At 70.1% G+C, this 16,402-nt stretch carries 12 protein-coding genes; 8 read left to right on the forward strand and 4 right to left on the reverse strand.

Annotation, left to right across the window (positions count from 1 at the left end; genetic code table 11):
* Positions 1 to 12 precede the first annotated feature (12 nt).
* From ACLFA2_RS14930 to ACLFA2_RS14940, 3 genes are all read left to right on the forward strand, one after another.
* On the forward strand, positions 13 to 639 hold the full coding sequence (locus ACLFA2_RS14930) for a gamma carbonic anhydrase family protein (protein WP_021199505.1): 627 nt from the start codon (positions 13 to 15) through the stop codon (positions 637 to 639).
* Complete coding sequence (locus ACLFA2_RS14935; RefSeq protein ID WP_426621571.1) at positions 636 to 3,605, forward strand: aminotransferase; 2,970 nt, start codon at positions 636 to 638, stop codon at positions 3,603 to 3,605. Before ACLFA2_RS14930 ends, ACLFA2_RS14935 begins: the two co-directional genes overlap by 4 nt.
* A gap of 159 nt (positions 3,606 to 3,764) precedes the next feature.
* Positions 3,765 to 5,192 carry an APC family permease gene (locus tag ACLFA2_RS14940; RefSeq protein ID WP_021199507.1) on the forward strand — a complete coding sequence of 476 codons (1,428 nt, stop codon included), beginning with the start codon at positions 3,765 to 3,767 and terminating at the stop codon, positions 5,190 to 5,192.
* Positions 5,193 to 5,264: 72 nt separating this feature from the next.
* On the opposite strand, the gene gdhA is transcribed toward ACLFA2_RS14940, so the two are convergent.
* On the reverse strand, positions 5,265 to 6,635 hold the full coding sequence (gdhA, locus tag ACLFA2_RS14945) for an NADP-specific glutamate dehydrogenase (RefSeq protein WP_021199508.1): 1,371 nt from the start codon (positions 6,633 to 6,635) through the stop codon (positions 5,265 to 5,267).
* Positions 6,636 to 6,766: 131 nt separating this feature from the next.
* The gene (locus tag ACLFA2_RS14950) at positions 6,767 to 9,505 is read right to left on the reverse strand and encodes a phosphoenolpyruvate carboxylase (RefSeq protein WP_208323588.1); all 2,739 of its coding nucleotides are present in this window, start codon (positions 9,503 to 9,505) and stop codon (positions 6,767 to 6,769) included.
* A 68-nt stretch (positions 9,506 to 9,573) separates the two neighbouring features.
* On the opposite strand from ACLFA2_RS14950, the gene nhaA reads away from it, so the two are divergent.
* From nhaA to ACLFA2_RS14970, 4 genes are all read left to right on the forward strand, one after another.
* Positions 9,574 to 10,743 (forward strand): Na+/H+ antiporter NhaA, encoded by a 1,170-nt coding sequence (nhaA, locus tag ACLFA2_RS14955; RefSeq protein WP_029260412.1) that lies wholly within the window; start codon positions 9,574 to 9,576, stop codon positions 10,741 to 10,743.
* Between the two features lie 136 nt (positions 10,744 to 10,879).
* Positions 10,880 to 11,485: a MazG family protein gene (locus ACLFA2_RS14960; RefSeq protein ID WP_208323757.1), complete on the forward strand. Its 606-nt coding sequence runs from the start codon at positions 10,880 to 10,882 to the stop codon at positions 11,483 to 11,485.
* A gap of 69 nt (positions 11,486 to 11,554) precedes the next feature.
* Positions 11,555 to 12,805, forward strand: coding sequence for a histidine--tRNA ligase (hisS, locus tag ACLFA2_RS14965; RefSeq protein ID WP_426622479.1), 1,251 nt, complete (start codon positions 11,555 to 11,557; stop codon positions 12,803 to 12,805).
* Positions 12,806 to 12,869: 64 nt separating this feature from the next.
* Complete coding sequence (locus tag ACLFA2_RS14970; protein ID WP_240750690.1) at positions 12,870 to 13,676, forward strand: SGNH/GDSL hydrolase family protein; 807 nt, start codon at positions 12,870 to 12,872, stop codon at positions 13,674 to 13,676.
* Here the strand turns inward: ACLFA2_RS14970 and ACLFA2_RS14975 are convergent.
* Positions 13,645 to 14,211, reverse strand: coding sequence for a VOC family protein (locus tag ACLFA2_RS14975; RefSeq protein WP_426621572.1), 567 nt, complete (start codon positions 14,209 to 14,211; stop codon positions 13,645 to 13,647). The two genes, ACLFA2_RS14970 and ACLFA2_RS14975, sit on opposite strands and share 32 nt — an antisense overlap.
* An 87-nt stretch (positions 14,212 to 14,298) precedes the next feature.
* On the opposite strand from ACLFA2_RS14975, the gene ACLFA2_RS14980 reads away from it, so the two are divergent.
* Positions 14,299 to 15,090, forward strand: a complete 792-nt coding sequence (locus ACLFA2_RS14980; RefSeq protein WP_029266611.1) for a helix-turn-helix domain-containing protein — start codon at positions 14,299 to 14,301, stop codon at positions 15,088 to 15,090.
* Between the two features lie 79 nt (positions 15,091 to 15,169).
* On the opposite strand, the gene ACLFA2_RS14985 is transcribed toward ACLFA2_RS14980, so the two are convergent.
* Entirely contained in the window at positions 15,170 to 16,399 is a 1,230-nt protein-coding gene (locus ACLFA2_RS14985; protein WP_426621573.1) for an APC family permease, read from the reverse strand.
* Positions 16,400 to 16,402 lie beyond the last annotated feature (3 nt).

Genomic DNA, 16,402 nt, shown 5'->3' on the forward strand with positions numbered 1-16,402 from the left:
TAGTCTGGCCGCATGTTGTACGAGCACCTCGGGGCTCGGCCCCGCGTCCATGACACCGCCGTCATCGCCCCCACCGCCGTCGTCTCCGGAGATGTGGAGATCGGGCCGGGCTGCCAGGTTCTGCACGGTGCCGTCATCACCGCCGAGGGCGGAGCGATCACGCTCGGCGAGCACGTCATCGTGATGGAGAATGCGCTCATCCGGGCGACGGCGGCGAATGCGGTGCACATCGGGTCGCACACCCTGATCGGCACGCTGTCGAGCATCGCCGGTGCGACGGTGGGAGACGAGACGTTCCTCGCCTCGGGGTCGCGGCTGTTCAACGGCTCGCTGATCGGGCCGCGCTGTGAGGTGCGCGTGAACGCCATCGTGCTCCGTCGCGCCGTGCTGCCGGAGGGCACGGTCGTGCCGATCGGCTGGGTGGCGGTGGGCGACCCCGCACAGCTGTTCTCGCCGGACCGTGAGGAGGAGATCGCGGCGGCACAGCCCGATCTCGACTTCCCGGGGCACGTCTTCGGCGTCGATCGGGACACCCCCGACCTGATGGTGCAGCTGACCGAGCGCTACGGCAGCTCGCTCGCGCGGCATGCCCACGACGTGAGCCTCGGCGACGCGCACCGCGGGCAGCACCGCGCATGACGGCGGGCGTGGGCCTGGTCCGTCCCGACGTCGATACGGCCGATGCCGCGCGCATCGCGCTCGAGTGCTGGGGGATCACGGCGACAGCGGAAGAGCTCGGCAGCAACCAGGACCGGAACTTCCTGCTCACGGCAGAAGACGGCACGAGGAGCGTGCTGCGGATCGACAACCCGGTGTTCGGCGACGACGAACGCGACGCCCAGCATGTCGCTCTCGAGGCCTACCGCGCTGCCGGCGTTCGCGTACCGGCAGTGCTCCCCGGCCTCGACGGTGCGCTGACCCAGCGCTGGAACGGCTTCGCCGCGCGGCGCAGTGAGTTCGCGCCGGGCGAGCCGATGGTGGGTTCCGGATATCTCGCACCCGTCGTGCTCGCGGAGTTCGGCGCGCTCGCCGCCGCCTCCGTGCGCGCGCTGGAACCGCTCCGACACCCCGGGCTGGATCGTCGGCAGATGTGGGACATGCGCGTCGCATACGAACAGATCGATGCGCTCGCGCCGTCGATCGCCGATGCCGCACTTCGGGGACGGGTGCTGCGCGCCGCGACCAAGGCGCACGCCGCCGTCGAACCTCTCGCCGACCGGCTCCCCGTGCAGACGATCCACGGCGACCTCACGGACGACAACGTGATGGGCGAGCGGGGCGACGACGCACGGCTGCACCCGCGCACGGTGCTCGACCTCGGCGACCTCGGGCTCGGTTGGCGCGTCGCCGAACTGGCGGTGTGCGCGGCATCGATGCTGCACCACGACCCGGAGCGGCCGCTGCGGGTGATCGAGACGATCGCGGCATTCCATCGCCAGGTGCCGCTGGGCGATGCGGAGGCGAGGGCGGTCTGGCCGCTCGTGGTGCTGCGCGCTGCCCTGCTGGTGGCGAGCGGGTGGCGTCAGCTCGAGATCGACGGGGACAACGACTACGCGCGTGAGAGGGTCGCGGGCGAGCAGGCGATCTTCGACGCCGCGACGCTGCTGCCGCTCGTGGAGATGACCGAGCACGTGCTCGCCGCGGTCGGGATCGACGCCCCGGGATTCTCCGCGCCCGAACTCGCAGGGGACGACGACGAGGCTCCGCTGCGCGCACTGCTGCCGGATCTCACCGGTCGCGTGGCCGTGATCGATCCGGGTGTCGAGTCCGCCGCCCTCGACAACGGGCGCTGGCTCGAGGAATCGGTCGAGCACGCTCTGGTCGCCGAGGCATTCGACCTCGGCGCCGCTGTGGCGGTCATGCCGTACGGGGCGTTCCGCCTGACCCGCGCGACCGTCGACGAGGCGGACCCGGGGCATACCTGGGCGACCGCGACCGAACTGCATCTGCCTCCCGGCCCTCGGGTGCGGGTGGTGGCACCGACGGAGGCACGGGTGACGCAGCGGGGCGCGATCGCCCGCTTCGCGCTCGACCTCACCGGTCCGGACGACGGCCAAGAATGGGTGCTGGAGGTCTCGGGTCTCGATGCGGAGGAGCGGCGCGAGCGCCCCGTCGATGCGGGGGAGACCGTGGGCTGGCTCGCCGCGTCGTTCGAGCCGCGGCGCCTGACCGTCGGAATCCACCGCGACGACGCTCCGGAGCGCCAGGCGGACGGAGCGGCACTGATCGCCCCCGATCGGGTCGCGGCCTGGCGCCGCCTCACCGCAGATCCTGCGCCGCTGCTCGGGCTGCCCTCCTTCGCCCAGCGGGATGATTCGGCGGCGGAGCAGGCGCGCCGTGAGCGCATCTTCGCGGCGGCGCAGGAGCGCTACTACGCGCACCCGCCGCAGATCGAGCGCGGCTGGCGGCACCACCTGGTCGACACCACCGCGCGCACCTACATCGACATGGTGAACAACGTCGCCGGTCTCGGCCACGCGCATCCGAAAGTCGCGGATGCGGCGGACCGCCAGCTGCGCACCCTCGCCACGAACTCCCGGTTCCTGTTCCGCGATCTCGCGGAGTACAGCGAGCGGCTGCTCGAACTGATGCCGGAGGGCAGCGACCTCGACACCGTCCTGTTGGTCAACAGCGGCTCGGAAGCGGTCGACCTCGCGATCCGTCTGGCCCAGGCCGCGACCGGACGGCGGACGGTCGTCGCACTGCGCGAGGCGTACCACGGCTGGACCATGGCGAGCGATGCGGTCACGACCAGCGCCTACGACAATCCCTCCGCCCTCGCGACGCGCCCGGACTGGGTGCACGTGGCCGATGTCCCCAATCGCTTCCGCGGCACCTATCGAGGCTCCGACGTGGCGGGCGACTACCTCGCCGATCTCGCTGCCGATCTCGACCGGCTGCAGGACGAGGGACGAGAGGTCGCCGCGTTCCTGTGCGAGTCGATCCTCGGCAACGCGGGAGGCGTGGTGCTCCCCGACGGCTACCTGGCCGGGGCCTACGCACAGATCAGGGCGGCGGGTGGACTGTGCATCGCCGACGAGGTGCAGGTCGGATTCGGGCGGATGGGATCGACCTTCTGGGGATTCGAGCTCGCGGACGTCGTGCCCGACATCGTCACGATCGCGAAGCCGATGGGCAACGGGTATCCGATCGGCGGGGTGATCACGACGAAGCGCATCGCGGACGCGCTGTCGACGCAGGGACAGTTCTTCTCGTCTGCGGGGGGAAGCACGCTCAGCTGCCGGGTCGGCATCGCGGTGCTAGACGCGATGGCCGAGGACGACCTGCAGCACAACGCCGCAGTGATCGGTGCCCGCCTCGCCGAGGGCCTGCGCGGCCTCGCGGACCGGCATCCGCTCGTCGCCGTCGTCCACGGCGAGGGGTTGTACCTGGGCGTCGAACTCGTGCGCGATCGCGAGACCATGGAGCCTGCCGCCGCCGAGGCTGCGGCGATCTGCGAGCGGATGCGCGAACTGGGGGTCATCGTGCTGACGACCTCGGAACGCTCGAACGTGCTGAAGATCAAACCGCCCCTGTGCCTCAGCGCCGAGAGCGCCGACCACGTCGTCGCGATGCTGGATCGCGTGCTCACCGAGGGATGGTGAGGTCGGGCGTCTCCTTCGAATCCCGCCGTCGTTCGGAATGTTAAAAGCGCATTTCGAACCGAATTCACCGTAGCGCTGACGATTCCCTCCGGTCCATACTGTTGCTCAGCGTCGGACGACCCGAAGTCCGACCCATGCGCTGTCCCCCGAGGAGTACCCATGGCCACGAAGACGAAGCCGCTCGCGCACGGCGGAGGAACGCTCAAACGAAATCTCGGACTGTGGGCGATCGTCGGGCTCGGGCTCGGATACATGACGCCGACGGTCGTGTTCGACACGTTCGGCATGGTCGCCCGTGACACCGACGACGTCGTACCGGCCGCCTACCTGGTCGCCTTGGTCGTGATGGTCTTCACGGCGATCAGCTACGGCAAGATCTCGAGCGCGATCCCGAGTGCCGGTTCGGCGTACACGTACGTGCGCGAGTCGATCCACCCGAATCTGGGGTTCATGGTCGGGTGGACCTCGCTGATCGACTACGTGCTGCTGCCGATGGTCAACTGCCTCATCATCCGCAGCTACCTCGAAGCGCTGTTCCCCGAGATCCCGGGCTGGATCTGGGTCGTGCTGTACTGCATCCTCGTCACCACCATCATCTACCTCACGATGCGCGGCACCTCGAACATGAACATGATCCTCCTGGTGTTCTCGATCGTCGTCATGGCCGTGTTCGTGGTGATGGTGATCGCCCAGCTGATGCGCGGCGAGGGGGCGGGAACGGTCGCGTCGATGACCCCGTTCTTCCACGACGGCGCCACGATGGGCGCGGTGCTGATGGGCGCCACGATCGTCTGCTTCTCGTTCATCGGCTTCGACGCCGTCACGATGTACGCGGAGGAGGCGAAGGATCCGAAGATCATGCCGAAGGCCATCCTGTTGACGGTGCTGCTGGGCGGGGCGATCTTCCTGATCTCGGGTTACCTCACGCAGTTGCGCTTCCCCGACTGGAACGAGTTCGCGCCCGGCGGCGACATGCAGTTCGTCGAGGACTCCACCCTCCCGATCATCGGCAACCTGGTCGGCGGACCCGTGCTCATGGCGGTGCTCACCGCGGCCGGTTTCTGCGCGACCCTCGCCTCGGGCCTCGCCTCGCACGCCTCGGTGTCGCGCATGCTGTTGGTGATGGGGCGCAACAACGTGCTGCCGCAGAAGGCGTTCGGCTACATCAACCCGCGCACCCACACGCCGACGTTCAACATCGTGCTGGTCGGCGCCATCTCCCTGCTGGCGATCCCGTTCACCCTGGAGCTGATCGCGGCGTGGATCAACTTCGGGGCGCTGATCGCCTTCACGTTCGTCAACATCTCGGTGATCGCCTGGTTCGCGATCCGCAAGGGCCGTCGCAAGACGCCCGGCGACATCTTCAACTTCATCGTGATGCCCGGCATCGGCATGGTCCTCACCGGCCTGCTCTGGGCGAACCTGCATGAAGACGCTCTGCGCGGGGGCCTCGTGTGGACCGCGATCGGAGTCGTCTACCTCGCGATCATCACCAAGGGCTTCCGCAAGAAGGTCGTCGCGTTCGACGAGAACCAGGCGGTGACCGGGTACAACAAGGTCGTCAAGGTGCCGGTCGACGAGAGCTGACGACGGCTCCGTGACGCAGAAGAGCCGCCTTCCGAAGAGGAAGGCGGCTCTTTCGCCGCGGGAAGGGACGGATCAGATGACGCCCTGGGCGAGCATCGCCGCGGCGACGCGCTCGAAGCCCGCGATGTTGGCACCGGCGACGTAGTCGCCCGCGACGCCGTGACGCTCCGCGGCGTCGAAGGCGGCATCGTGGATGTCACCCATGATCTCGCGCAGCTTGTTCTCGCTGTCGCCGAAGCTCCAGCGCTGACGGGAGGCGTTCTGGCTCATCTCGAGCGCCGAGGTCGCGACACCACCGGCGTTCGCGGCCTTGCCGGGGGCGAACAGCACACCGGCCTTCTGGAAGGCGTCGACGGCATCCGGCACGCAGGGCATGTTCGCGCCCTCCGACACGGCGCGCACGCCGTTGGCGATCAGTGCCTCCGCGTCGGCGAGGGAGACCTCGTTCTGCGTGGCGGACGGCACGGCGATGTCGACCGGCACCTCCCACACGCTGCCGCCCTCGACGAAGCGGGCGCTCGGGCGGCGGTGGGCGTACTCGACGATGCGGGCGCGCTCGACCTCCTTGATCTGGCGCAGCAGGTCGACGTCGATGCCGGCATCGTCGACGACGTAGCCGGAGGAATCGGAAGCCGTCACCGCGGTGGCGCCGAGCTGGGTGGCCTTCTGGATCGCGTAGATCGCGACGTTGCCGGATCCCGAGATGCCCACACGCTTGCCGCTCAGGGAGTCGTCGTGCACGGCGAGCATCTCCTGCGCGAAGAAGACCGCGCCGTAGCCGGTGGCCTCGGTGCGCACTTCGGCACCACCCCACCCCGTGCCCTTGCCGGTGAACATGCCGGACTCGTGGCGGTTGGTGACCTTGCGGTACTGGCCGAACAGGTAGCCGATCTCGCGGCCGCCGACGCCGATGTCGCCCGCGGGAACATCGGTGTGCTCGCCGAGGTGGCGGTACAGCTCGTTCATGAACGACTGGCAGAAGCGCATGACCTCGGCGTCGGACTTGCCGTGCGGGTCGAAGTCGGAGCCGCCCTTGCCGCCGCCGATGCCCTGACCGGTGAGCGCGTTCTTGAAGATCTGCTCGAAGCCGAGGAACTTGATGATCGACAGGTTCACCGAGGGGTGGAAGCGCAGTCCGCCCTTGTACGGGCCGAGCACCGAGGAGAACTGGATGCGGTAGCCGCGGTTGACCTGCAGCTTTCCGGAGTCGTCGATCCACGGCACGCGGAAGAGGATCTGACGCTCGGGCTCGACGAGCCGTTCGAGGATGCCGCCGTCGACGTACTCCGGGTGGCGTTCCAGGACCGGGGCGATCGAGTGCAGCACCTCGTGGACGGCCTGGTGGAACTCCGGCTCGTGCGGGCTGCGGGAGAGCACCGTGTCGAACACGGGCTGCACCGATGCGGCGAGCGGATGGAAGTCGGCGGGAGACGAAGCGGTCACGCGGAAGAGCTTTCTGGTGGGGGATGGTGGTGCAGGCGATCGTGTCGCGTGAGGCTGTGCCGGATCCGGCAGAGACTTCACTCTAGTCGCCACCGAAGCGGGGGTTCCCGCCGGTTCGGTGGCGACGTCGGTCACCCGGTGTTCTGCAGGCCGGCGGCCACACCGCTGACGGAGAGCAGCAGCAGTCGCTGCTGTTCCGCGTCGGCGCCGGAGCCCGTGGGATCCTCCGCGGCCGAGCGCAGCGCCCGGAGCGCGCGCAGCTGCAGGAGCGAGAGCGCGTCGACGTACGGACTGCGCAGCTGTACGGCGCGCTGGAGCACGGGCTTGTTCTCGAGCAGACTCTCGCCGCCGGTGAGGCGGATCACCCAGCGCCGCGTCGTCGCGAGCTCGTCGAGCACGAGCTGCGCCAGGTCGTCGCGGTCGCCGAGGGCGAGGTACTGGCGCGCGATGCGCTCGTCGGTCTTCGCGAGGCTCATCGCGACGTTGTCGATCATGGTGCGCAGCAGCGGCCACTCCCGGTACGCCTCGACGAGCAGCGCCTCATCGCCGACGGCGTCCAGAGCGGTGCCGAGGCCGAACCATCCGGCCAGGTTGATGCGAGCCTGCGTCCACGCGAAGACCCACGGGATCGCCCGCAGGTCTTCCAGCGACTCCACCGACAGTCCGCGGCGGGCGGGGCGGGAGCCGAGCGCGAGCAGACCGATCTCCTCCATCGGGGTCACGGTGGCGAACCAGGGAGCGAAACCCTCCGCCTTCACGAGGGAGAAGAAGCGCTCGCGGGAGGCAGCGTCCATGATCGACGCGACCTCGGCGTACCGCGCGGCCGCCCGGCTCGTGCGCTGCTCCTCGGTGGGGGAGGAGGCGAGCAGCGTCGCCGCGGCGACCTGGTCGATGTGACGCATCGCGATCGCGGGCTCACCGTAGCGCGCGAAGATCACCTCGCCCTGCTCGGTGAGCTTGAAGCGGCCGTCGACCGAGTGCGGCGGCTGCGCGAGGATCGCGGAGTTGGCGGGGCCGCCGCCGCGTCCGAGGGCACCCCCACGACCGTGGAAGAGGGTCAGCTCGATGCCGGACTCCCGGGCCCACCGCGCGATCTTCTCCTGCGCCTCGTACAGGGCGAGGTTCGCGGCCACCGGGCCGACGTCCTTCGACGAGTCGGAGTAGCCGAGCATGACTTCGAGCCGGTTGCCGGTGGCCGCCATGCGCTCGCGGAACTCCGGGAACGTCACGGCTTCCTCGAGGATGCCGGGAGCCGCCTGCAGGTCGGCGAACGTCTCGAACAGCGGCACCACGTCGAGCACCGGAGCGTCGTCGCCGAGGGCGTAGTGGGCGAGGCGGTGCACATTGGCGAGGTCAGAGGCGGCCTGGGTGAACGAGACGACGTAGCGCCCGGCGGCGCGCAGCCCGCGGTCGCGCTGGATATCCGCGATCGCGCGGAACACCTCCAGCACCTCCTCGGTCTGCGCGCTGACGGCCTCTCCCGCCTCGAGTTCTGCCAGTGCCTTCGCGTGCACCTGGGAGTGCTGACGCACCTCCAGCTCGGTGAGGTGGAAGCCGTAGGTCTCGACCTGCCAGATCAGGTGCTGCACGCCGCCGAACGCATGGCGCTTCGCGCCGGCATCGGCGAGCGACGCCTGCACGGCGCGCAGATCTTCCAGCAGCTCCTCGGGACGTGCGTACGCCTGGGCGCTGTCGTCACCCCGGCGCGTGGCGGCGACGCGACGCGCCAGGATCAGCAGCACGCGGCGGTGCGGCTCGTCGGGAGAGCGGGTGGCGAGCTCGGCTGCCAGCGCGGGCTCTGCAGCGGCGAAGCTCTCCCAGAGTGCGGTGACCTCGGCGCTGGGCGGCGTGTCGTCTGAGGCGAGGGTGAGCGTCCGGCCGATGCGCTCCAGCGCACGCTCGAGCCCGCGCAACACGTGGTCCGCCGCGATCTGCGAGGCCTCGCGCGTGACGGACGCCGTGACGAAGGGATTGCCGTCGCGGTCGCCGCCGACCCACGAGCCGATCCGCACGAAGGCGGGGACGACGGGGGCGCTGGCACCCGAGTCCTCTCCCCGGAGCGCGTCGTCGATGCGACGGTACACATGAGGCACCGTCGTGAAGAGCGTCTCGTCGAAAACGCCCATCACGGTGCGGACCTCGTCGGTCGGAGACGGCTTCTGGGAACGCAGCGGAGCGGTGCGCCAGAGCGTGTCGATCTCCTCCAGCATCCGTCGGCGGGCACGGTGCTCTTCCGATCCGCCCTCGCTCGCGGCGTCGTGCTGCGTGAGCAGCTCCGACAGGCGGCGGATGCTCGACGAGACCGCACGGCGGCGGGCCTCGGTCGGGTGCGCGGTGAAGACCGGGTGGAAGCGGAGGCCCTCCAGGCGGCGGCGCGCCTCGTCGTCGCCGACCTCGGTGCGCAGTCGGGCGTACGCGGTCGCGACGGTGTCGGCGGCGTCCTCACGTCCCGGCTGTCCGGCACGCTCGCGCAGCACGCGCACACGCTGGTGCTCCTCGGCGAGGTTGACCAGGTGGAAGTAGCAGGTGAAGGCGCGGGCGACCTCGTCGGCCCGCTCGACCGTGAACGACTCGGCGATCGCCGCCGCGCGCTCGAACGCGTCGGGGGTCTCCTCGTCGTAGGCCTGGATCGTCGCGAGTCGCAGCCGTTCGACGTCTTCGAAGAGGCCGTCGCCGCCGGCTTCGCGCAGCACCTGCCCGAGCAGCTGCCCGAGCATCCTGACGTCTGTGCGCATCGCATCCGGGATGCCGCGGCCGGCTTCGAAGCGGCCGATCACGCGGATGGCCTCGGTGTTCGTGGGCTCGGAGAAGGAGTGTGCGGGGGTCACCCTTCGAGAGTATCCCTCGGGGAAGGGGTGTCCTGCACGCATGACGGACTGCGTCCGGGCACGGGATCGAGAGAAGCACCGGGGCTTCCCGGCGACCTACGATGGGGGGAATGCGCATCTCAGCGAATCCCCTCCGCGGACAGCAGTTCCCTGCCGTCCTCCTCCTCGTCGCGGCCGGGCTCGGGCTGCTCCTCGCGAACCTCCCGACGCACGACGCGCTCGCCGCCTTCCTCGACTTCCACATCGCGATCCCCGGCACCGCTCTCGACCTGTCCATCGCGCACTGGGTGTCCGACGGTCTTCTCGCCGTCTTCTTCCTCGTCGTGGCCATCGAGCTGCGTCACGAACTGACCCACGGCGAGCTCGACTCCCCACGCAAGGCCGTGCAGCCCGCGATCGCGGCAACCGGAGGCGTGCTCGTCCCGATCGCGGTCTACCTCCTGATCGCCGGCGGCGACGGCACCACGGCGCCGGGCTGGCCCATCCCCACGGCGACCGACATTGCCTTCGCCCTCGGGGTGCTGGCGATGTTCGGCAAGGGGCTGCCGTCGCGGGTGCGCGTCTTCCTGCTCGCGCTGGCCATCCTCGACGACATCATCGGCATCATCTTCATCGCGGTGCTGTTCGCCGACGACGTGCAGTGGCTGCTGTTCGGCCTCGCGATCGTCGGCGTCGCGGTGTTCTGGGCGCTGAGCCGGCTCCTGCACGCCAAGGGGCACCCGCTGATCGCGGTGGCGATGGTCCTGGTCGGCGTGCTCACCTGGGGCCTGGTCGCTTCCTCCGGCATCCATGCCACGATCGCCGGTGTGCTGCTGGGCCTCGTGATGTCGCCCGTTCCCGCCGGTCGCACCCGGCATGCGCTCGAACCGACCGTGAACGGTGCGATCCTGCCGCTGTTCGCGTTCGTCGCGGCGTTCGTCGTGATCCCCGCCGTGTCGATCACGCAGCTGTCGCCGGCGTTCTGGGCCATCGTCGTGGCCCTGCCCGTGGGCAAGATCATCGGCATCTCGCTGTTCGGCTGGCTGGCGATGCGCATCCGCCCGAAGGGCGCCGATCCGGCGCTGCCGTTCGCCGACATCCTCGCCGCGGGAGCCCTCGGCGGCATCGGCTTCACGGTCTCTCTGCTGCTGGCGAATCTCGCCTTCGCCGACGACGGCGGCATCAGGGACCAGGCGATCCTCGGCGTGCTCGTGGGGTCGCTGATCGCTCTCGTGCTCTCCGGGATCATCGTGTCGCTGCGGGCCCGCTGGTACCGTCGGGTCGCATCCGCAGCATCCTGAGAGGCATCATGACGGGAAGTCCGACTCGGGGCCTCTCCGCGCCCGACCGATTCGAGGAGGAAGCGTGAGCGCTCAGCCCGAGACCGATGCCGGCGTCGACGACGCACAGGATCCGCTCCGTCAGGCCGCCGACACCATGCACGCGGTCAGGGACCGCTGCGTGTGGTCGCAGCAGATCACGCACCGCGACCTCGTGCCGTACCTCATCGAGGAGTCGCACGAGGTGATCGACGCGGTCGAGGCCGGCAGTCGCGACGACCTTCGCGAGGAGCTGGGCGATCTGCTGTGGCAGGTGCTGTTCCACTCCGCCATCGCGGCTCAGGACCCGGATGATCCGTTCGACATCGACGATGTGGCGCGCACGCTCACCGAGAAGATGGTGCGTCGCCATCCTCACGTGTTCGCCGGGGAGGTCGCCGACACCCCCGAACAGGTGCTGGTGCACTGGAACGCGGCGAAGGCGGCCGAGAAGCGCACGCGACGCAGCGTGCTCGACGGTGTGCCGCGGGGGATGCCGGCGCTCGCGCTCGCACAGAAGCTCGCGGGCCGCGCCGCCGGTGCGGGCGTGACGATCGACCCGACACCGGCCGCCGTCTCGCCGGACTCGGAAGCGGAGCTCGGCGAAGCGCTCCTCGCCCTCGTCGCGACGGCGCGCGCCGAGGGCTGGGATGCCGAGCGGGCGCTGCGCGAGCGGCTGCGGGTGCTCGAAGACGACGTGCGCGCGGCCGAAGCCGCCTCCTGACGCCCGGCGCGACGACGCCGACAGACCTGGGAAGATGGAACCGTGGCTACCGTGAATCCGCCGCGCGGCATGCGCGACATCCTCCCCGCCGACAAGGCCCGCCGTGAGCGTGTGCTCTCCGTCATCCGCGAGCGCTACCTCGCACACGGATTCGACGAGATCGAGACGCCCGTCGTCGAGGACTACGAGCGACTGCATGCCGGTATCGGCGGCGACAACGAGAAGCTCTCGTACAACATCCTGCGCCGTGGTCTCGATGCCGATGCGATCCGCGCCGCCGCCGACGACCCGGCCGCGCTCTCCGATCTCGGCCTCCGGTACGACCTGACCGTGCCGCTCGCGCGCTTCTACGCGAGCAACCGTGGTCAGCTCCCCACCGTGTTCCGCTCGATCCAGATCGGTCCGGTCTGGCGCGCCGAGCGTCCGCAGAAGGGCCGCTACCGTCAGTTCGTGCAGTGCGACATCGACATCATGGGCGATGACTCCTCGCGCGCCGAGGCCGAGCTGATGGTCGCCTCGCTCGACGCCGTCGACGCGCTGGGCCTCGAGGGCGCGACCGTGCGCATCAACGACCGCCGGGTGCTGGATTGGATGCTCGACAGCTTCGGGTTCACGGCGGAGGAGCGCCCAGGGGTGCTCATCACGATCGACAAGCTCGACAAGATCGGCCCCGAGGGGGTGGCGACCGAGCTGCGGGAGCGCAGTGCCTCGACTGCGGCCGCCGACGCGTTCGACGCCTTCCTGCGACGTCCGCAGACCATGGAGTATCACCCGTTCGGCGAGCGGCAGATCCGCAAGGCGCTGCCCGAGGGGGCACCGGCCGAGCTGATCGAGCACCTGGTCGGCATCGGCGAGGCCGTGGCCGCGGGGCGCGGGCAGTCCGACATCCCGCTCGTCTTCGATCCGTTCCTCGTGCGTGGCATGGGGTACTACACGGGCACGATCTTCGAGCTCGCGCACCCGTCCGTCGGGTACTCGCTCGGAGGTGGCGGCCGGTACGACGGCATGATCGGGCGCTTCCTCGGGCAGCAGGTACCGGCGGTGGGCTTCTCGCTCGGATTCGAACGCCTGGTCGACTTGATCGCCGATGAGGCCGAAGCCGGGGCGCGGGCGGTCGTGCTCATCCACGATGCCGAAGTTCCGGTGCACGAGCTGGTCCGGCACAAGGCGGCACTGATCGCCGGCGGGGCCAGGGTGCGGCTCGAGCGACGCACCAAGAACGTCAAGGCGCTGCTGGAGCGATCGGCTGCCGACGGCTACACCGCCTTCGCGACCGTCTCCACCGGTGCCGACGAGCTGGAGCTCAAGCCGCTCTCCTGACGAGCCGGGGTCGTCGCCGGATCCCGTTCACGCCGCGTTCACGGTGTCGGGATGGAATCAGGGCGTGAGCCGCTTCCGCATCCCCGTTCTGGCCGGGGTGACACTCGTTGCGCTCCTCATCGGCTTCCGGCTCGTGCTCCGCCGACAGGCGGCGCTCGCGCGACGGCGGATCGGGAAGCCGCTGGGGGAGGAAGCACTCGATGCGGATCGCCTCTGGCGTCGAGGTCTCGACGGAGCGCCCCTCGACCTGCTGGTGCTCGGCGACTCGATCGCCGCGGGTCTCGGAGCCGAGCACCGCAAGGAGACGCTCGGCGGGCGTCTGGCGAAGTCGACAGGACGCCGGATGCACCGCCCCGTGAGGCTGCGCACGGCGGCAGTGGTCGGTGCGGAGTCGCCCGATCTCCCCGCTCAGCTCGACGCCCTGCCCGCCGAGTACCGCCCACACGTGGCCGTGATCGTCGTCGGAGGGAACGACGTGACCCACCGGCTGCCGGTGGGGCTGTCCGCGCAGCATCTGCACGAGACGATCCGCCGGCTGCGCGAGATGGGTGCCGAGGTCGTCGTGGGCACCTGCCCCGACCTCGGTGCGTTGCGCGCCGTGCCGCAGCCCCTCCGGCGGATCGCGTCGAGCCTGTCGCGCCGTCTCGCTGAGATCCAGGACGAGACGGCCCGACAGGCGGGCGCCGAGCCGGTGGATCTGCGCCACGCGGTGGGATCGATGTTCTTCGACGAGCCCGAAGCGATGTTCAGCCTCGACCGCTTCCATCCGAGCGCGCTCGGGTATCGCCGCACAGCCGAGGCGCTGCTGCCGGCGGTGTATCGCGCGGCGGAGAGGTCGCTCAGCTCGCGCCGTCCGTCGGCTCCGCGCTGAACGACGCTGCCCATTCGGCCACCCGGCGGCTGCTCTCCTCGTCGGAGATGTCCTCGACACGGGTCATGACCGACCAGCGCACACCGAACGGATCGCGGATGCTGGCGAACCGGTCGCCCGAGACGAAGGGCGCGGGCGCTTCACGCACGGCCGCTCCCGCGGCGACGGCCTTCTCGACGACCGCATCGACGTCCGAGACGTACAGACCCATGGAGTAGCAGTCGTCGTCGCCGTCGGGGGAGCGCACGAGGTGGTAGTCGGGGTTCGGCTCTCCGAGCTGGAGCAGGCCGAGACCGAAGTCGAGGTCGGCGTGCGCGACCACCTCGCCGAACTCCGTGACGTCGATGACGCGGGCGCCGAAGACGTCGCGGTAGAACTCGATCGCCTGCTTCGCGTCGGGGATCGCCAGGAAGGGCGTGAGGGAGGTGGCGCTGTTCGGGCGCCCGTTCGTCGTGTATGTCCCGTTCGCCCCGGTCGTCGGGGCGTTCGCGGTGGTCTTCGCGGTGGTGTCGTTCGTGGTGTCGTCAGTGCTCATGCCGCCACGTTAGGCGGGTCGGGATGGCGGTGGCTTGAAGATCTGCGACAGCATCCGGATGTCGGGTCCGGAGCCTACGCTGGGGCTATGGTGAACCCGAGCCGCGGTGTGCTGTATCCCGCACGTCTGCCGCAGTTCCATCGGTTGCCGGCACCGTCGTCGGTGGCGGATCTGGTCGCGTGGTTCTGGATTCCGGAGTGGGACATCGAGCCCGGGCGCTCGTCGCGGCAGGAGGTGGTCGCCTATCCGGCGCTCAACCTCGTCGTCGATGCGGATGCCGTGACGCTGTCGGGCGCGACCACCCGCCTGTCCCACCGCGATCTGCAGGGGAGCGGATGGGCTGTCGGTGCCCTTCTGCGACCGGCAGCAGTCGTCGCGCTGATCGACGATCCGTCATCCCTGGTCGACGCGGAGCGGGTGCTCGACGCGGGAGAGGTCGTCGCCGACCTCCGCCGTGCCGTGGCCGACGCGATGGAGGCGGGTGAAGGGCGCCGGGAACGGGCGGTCGAGGCTGTCTCCCGGTGGCTCGAGAAGCGTGTGGGACCGGTTGGCGAACCTGCACGCCAGGCCAATGCCGCCATGGAGGTGCTGATGGGAGACGGGGCCGCCCTCACCACGGAGGAGGCCGCCACACGCCTGGCGGTCTCGGTGCGGACCCTGCAGCGCATGACGCACCGCCACGTCGGGCTCTCGCCGGCCGCGATGATCCGGCGTCGGCGCCTGCAGGAGGCGGCGCAGCGGGTACGCGACGAGCCGGGAGTCGACCTGGCTTCGATCGCCGCAGAACTCGGGTACGCCGATCATGCGCATCTCACGCGGGACTTCCAGGCTGTGCTCGGCATCGCGCCGCGGGTGTACCGTTCCGAGACGCGCGGCTGAGATCGGACAGGCGGAGCCCCGGAGTCGTGAGAGCTCAACCCCGAGGGCTCAACCCCGAGGAGCTCAGCGCCCGAGGAGTTCAGGCCAGTGTGAGCCGCAGACGCAGCAGGCGGTATCCGATGCCGAGCAGCACGACGGCGGTGCCGATGATCGACGCGAACACGGGCAGGGTGTTCACCAGGACCAGACATCCGAGGGCACCGAGAACCTGCAGCGCTCGCGGGTAGCGTCGCGCACGCCCGCGCTGCCGGAAGGCCGCGGCGTTCGCGATGAGGTAGTAGAGGAGGACACCGAAGGAGGAGAAGCCGATGGCACCGCGCAGGTCGGCGACGAGCACGATGGCGATCACGATGAGGGCGATGGTGATCTCGGCACGCTGCGGAACCTGGTGGTTCCGGTCGATCTTCGCGAGGAACCGCGGAACATCGCCCTCGCGGGCCATCGCCAGGGTCGTGCGGCCGATTCCGGTCAGCAGCGCCAGGAGCGCGCCGAGCGAGGCGGCAGCCGCGGCCACGCGGAGCACCGGAATCCACACCGATGCACCGGCTGCGGCGAGCAGATCGACCAGCGGCGCCGTCGCCCCGATCGCTTCGGCACCGAGCACGAGCACGACGACCGACCCGACCAGTGCGTACACGACAACGGCGCCGCCCAGGGCGAACACGATCGCACGGGGGATCGTGCGGGCGGGGTCGACGACCTCTTCGCCCATCGTCGCGATGCGCGCGTATCCGGCGAACGCGAAGAACAGCAGCCCGGCTCCCTGGAGCACCCCGTAGACCGTCGCCTCGGGCAGCGGAGGAGGAGCGGCCGTCGGGGCGGCTGCTATACCGAATCCGACCGCGACCGCGAGCCCGAGCAGCGAGCACGCCACGAGGATGCGGGTGACCAGTGCTGTGCGGGTCACACCGAAGCAGTTCACGACGGCGAGAAGCACGACGGCCGAGACGGCGACGGGCACCTGCCAGCCGGCGGGGGCTGCATAGGCGGCGAACGTCATGGCCATGGCTGCGCAGCTCGCGATCTTGCCGATCACGAAGCTCCACCCCGCGATGAAGCCCCACCAGGGGCCGATCTCGGCGCGGGCATAGGCATACGTGCCGCCGGCGACGGGGTGGGCGGCGGCGAGCTGCGCCGACGAGGTGGCGTTGCAGTACGCGACGACGGCGGCGATCGCGAGGGCGATGAGGATCCCGCTCCCGGCGACCCCGATCGCGGGTGCCCACACCGCGAAGACGCCGGCGCCGATCATCGATCCGAGGCCGATGGCGACGGCATCCGCGAGTGTCAGGCGACGGGCGAGGGGCATCCC

It is taken from the genome of Microbacterium sp. As-52 (assembly GCF_049949185.1).
Taxonomy (GTDB): domain Bacteria; phylum Actinomycetota; class Actinomycetes; order Actinomycetales; family Microbacteriaceae; genus Microbacterium; species Microbacterium maritypicum_A.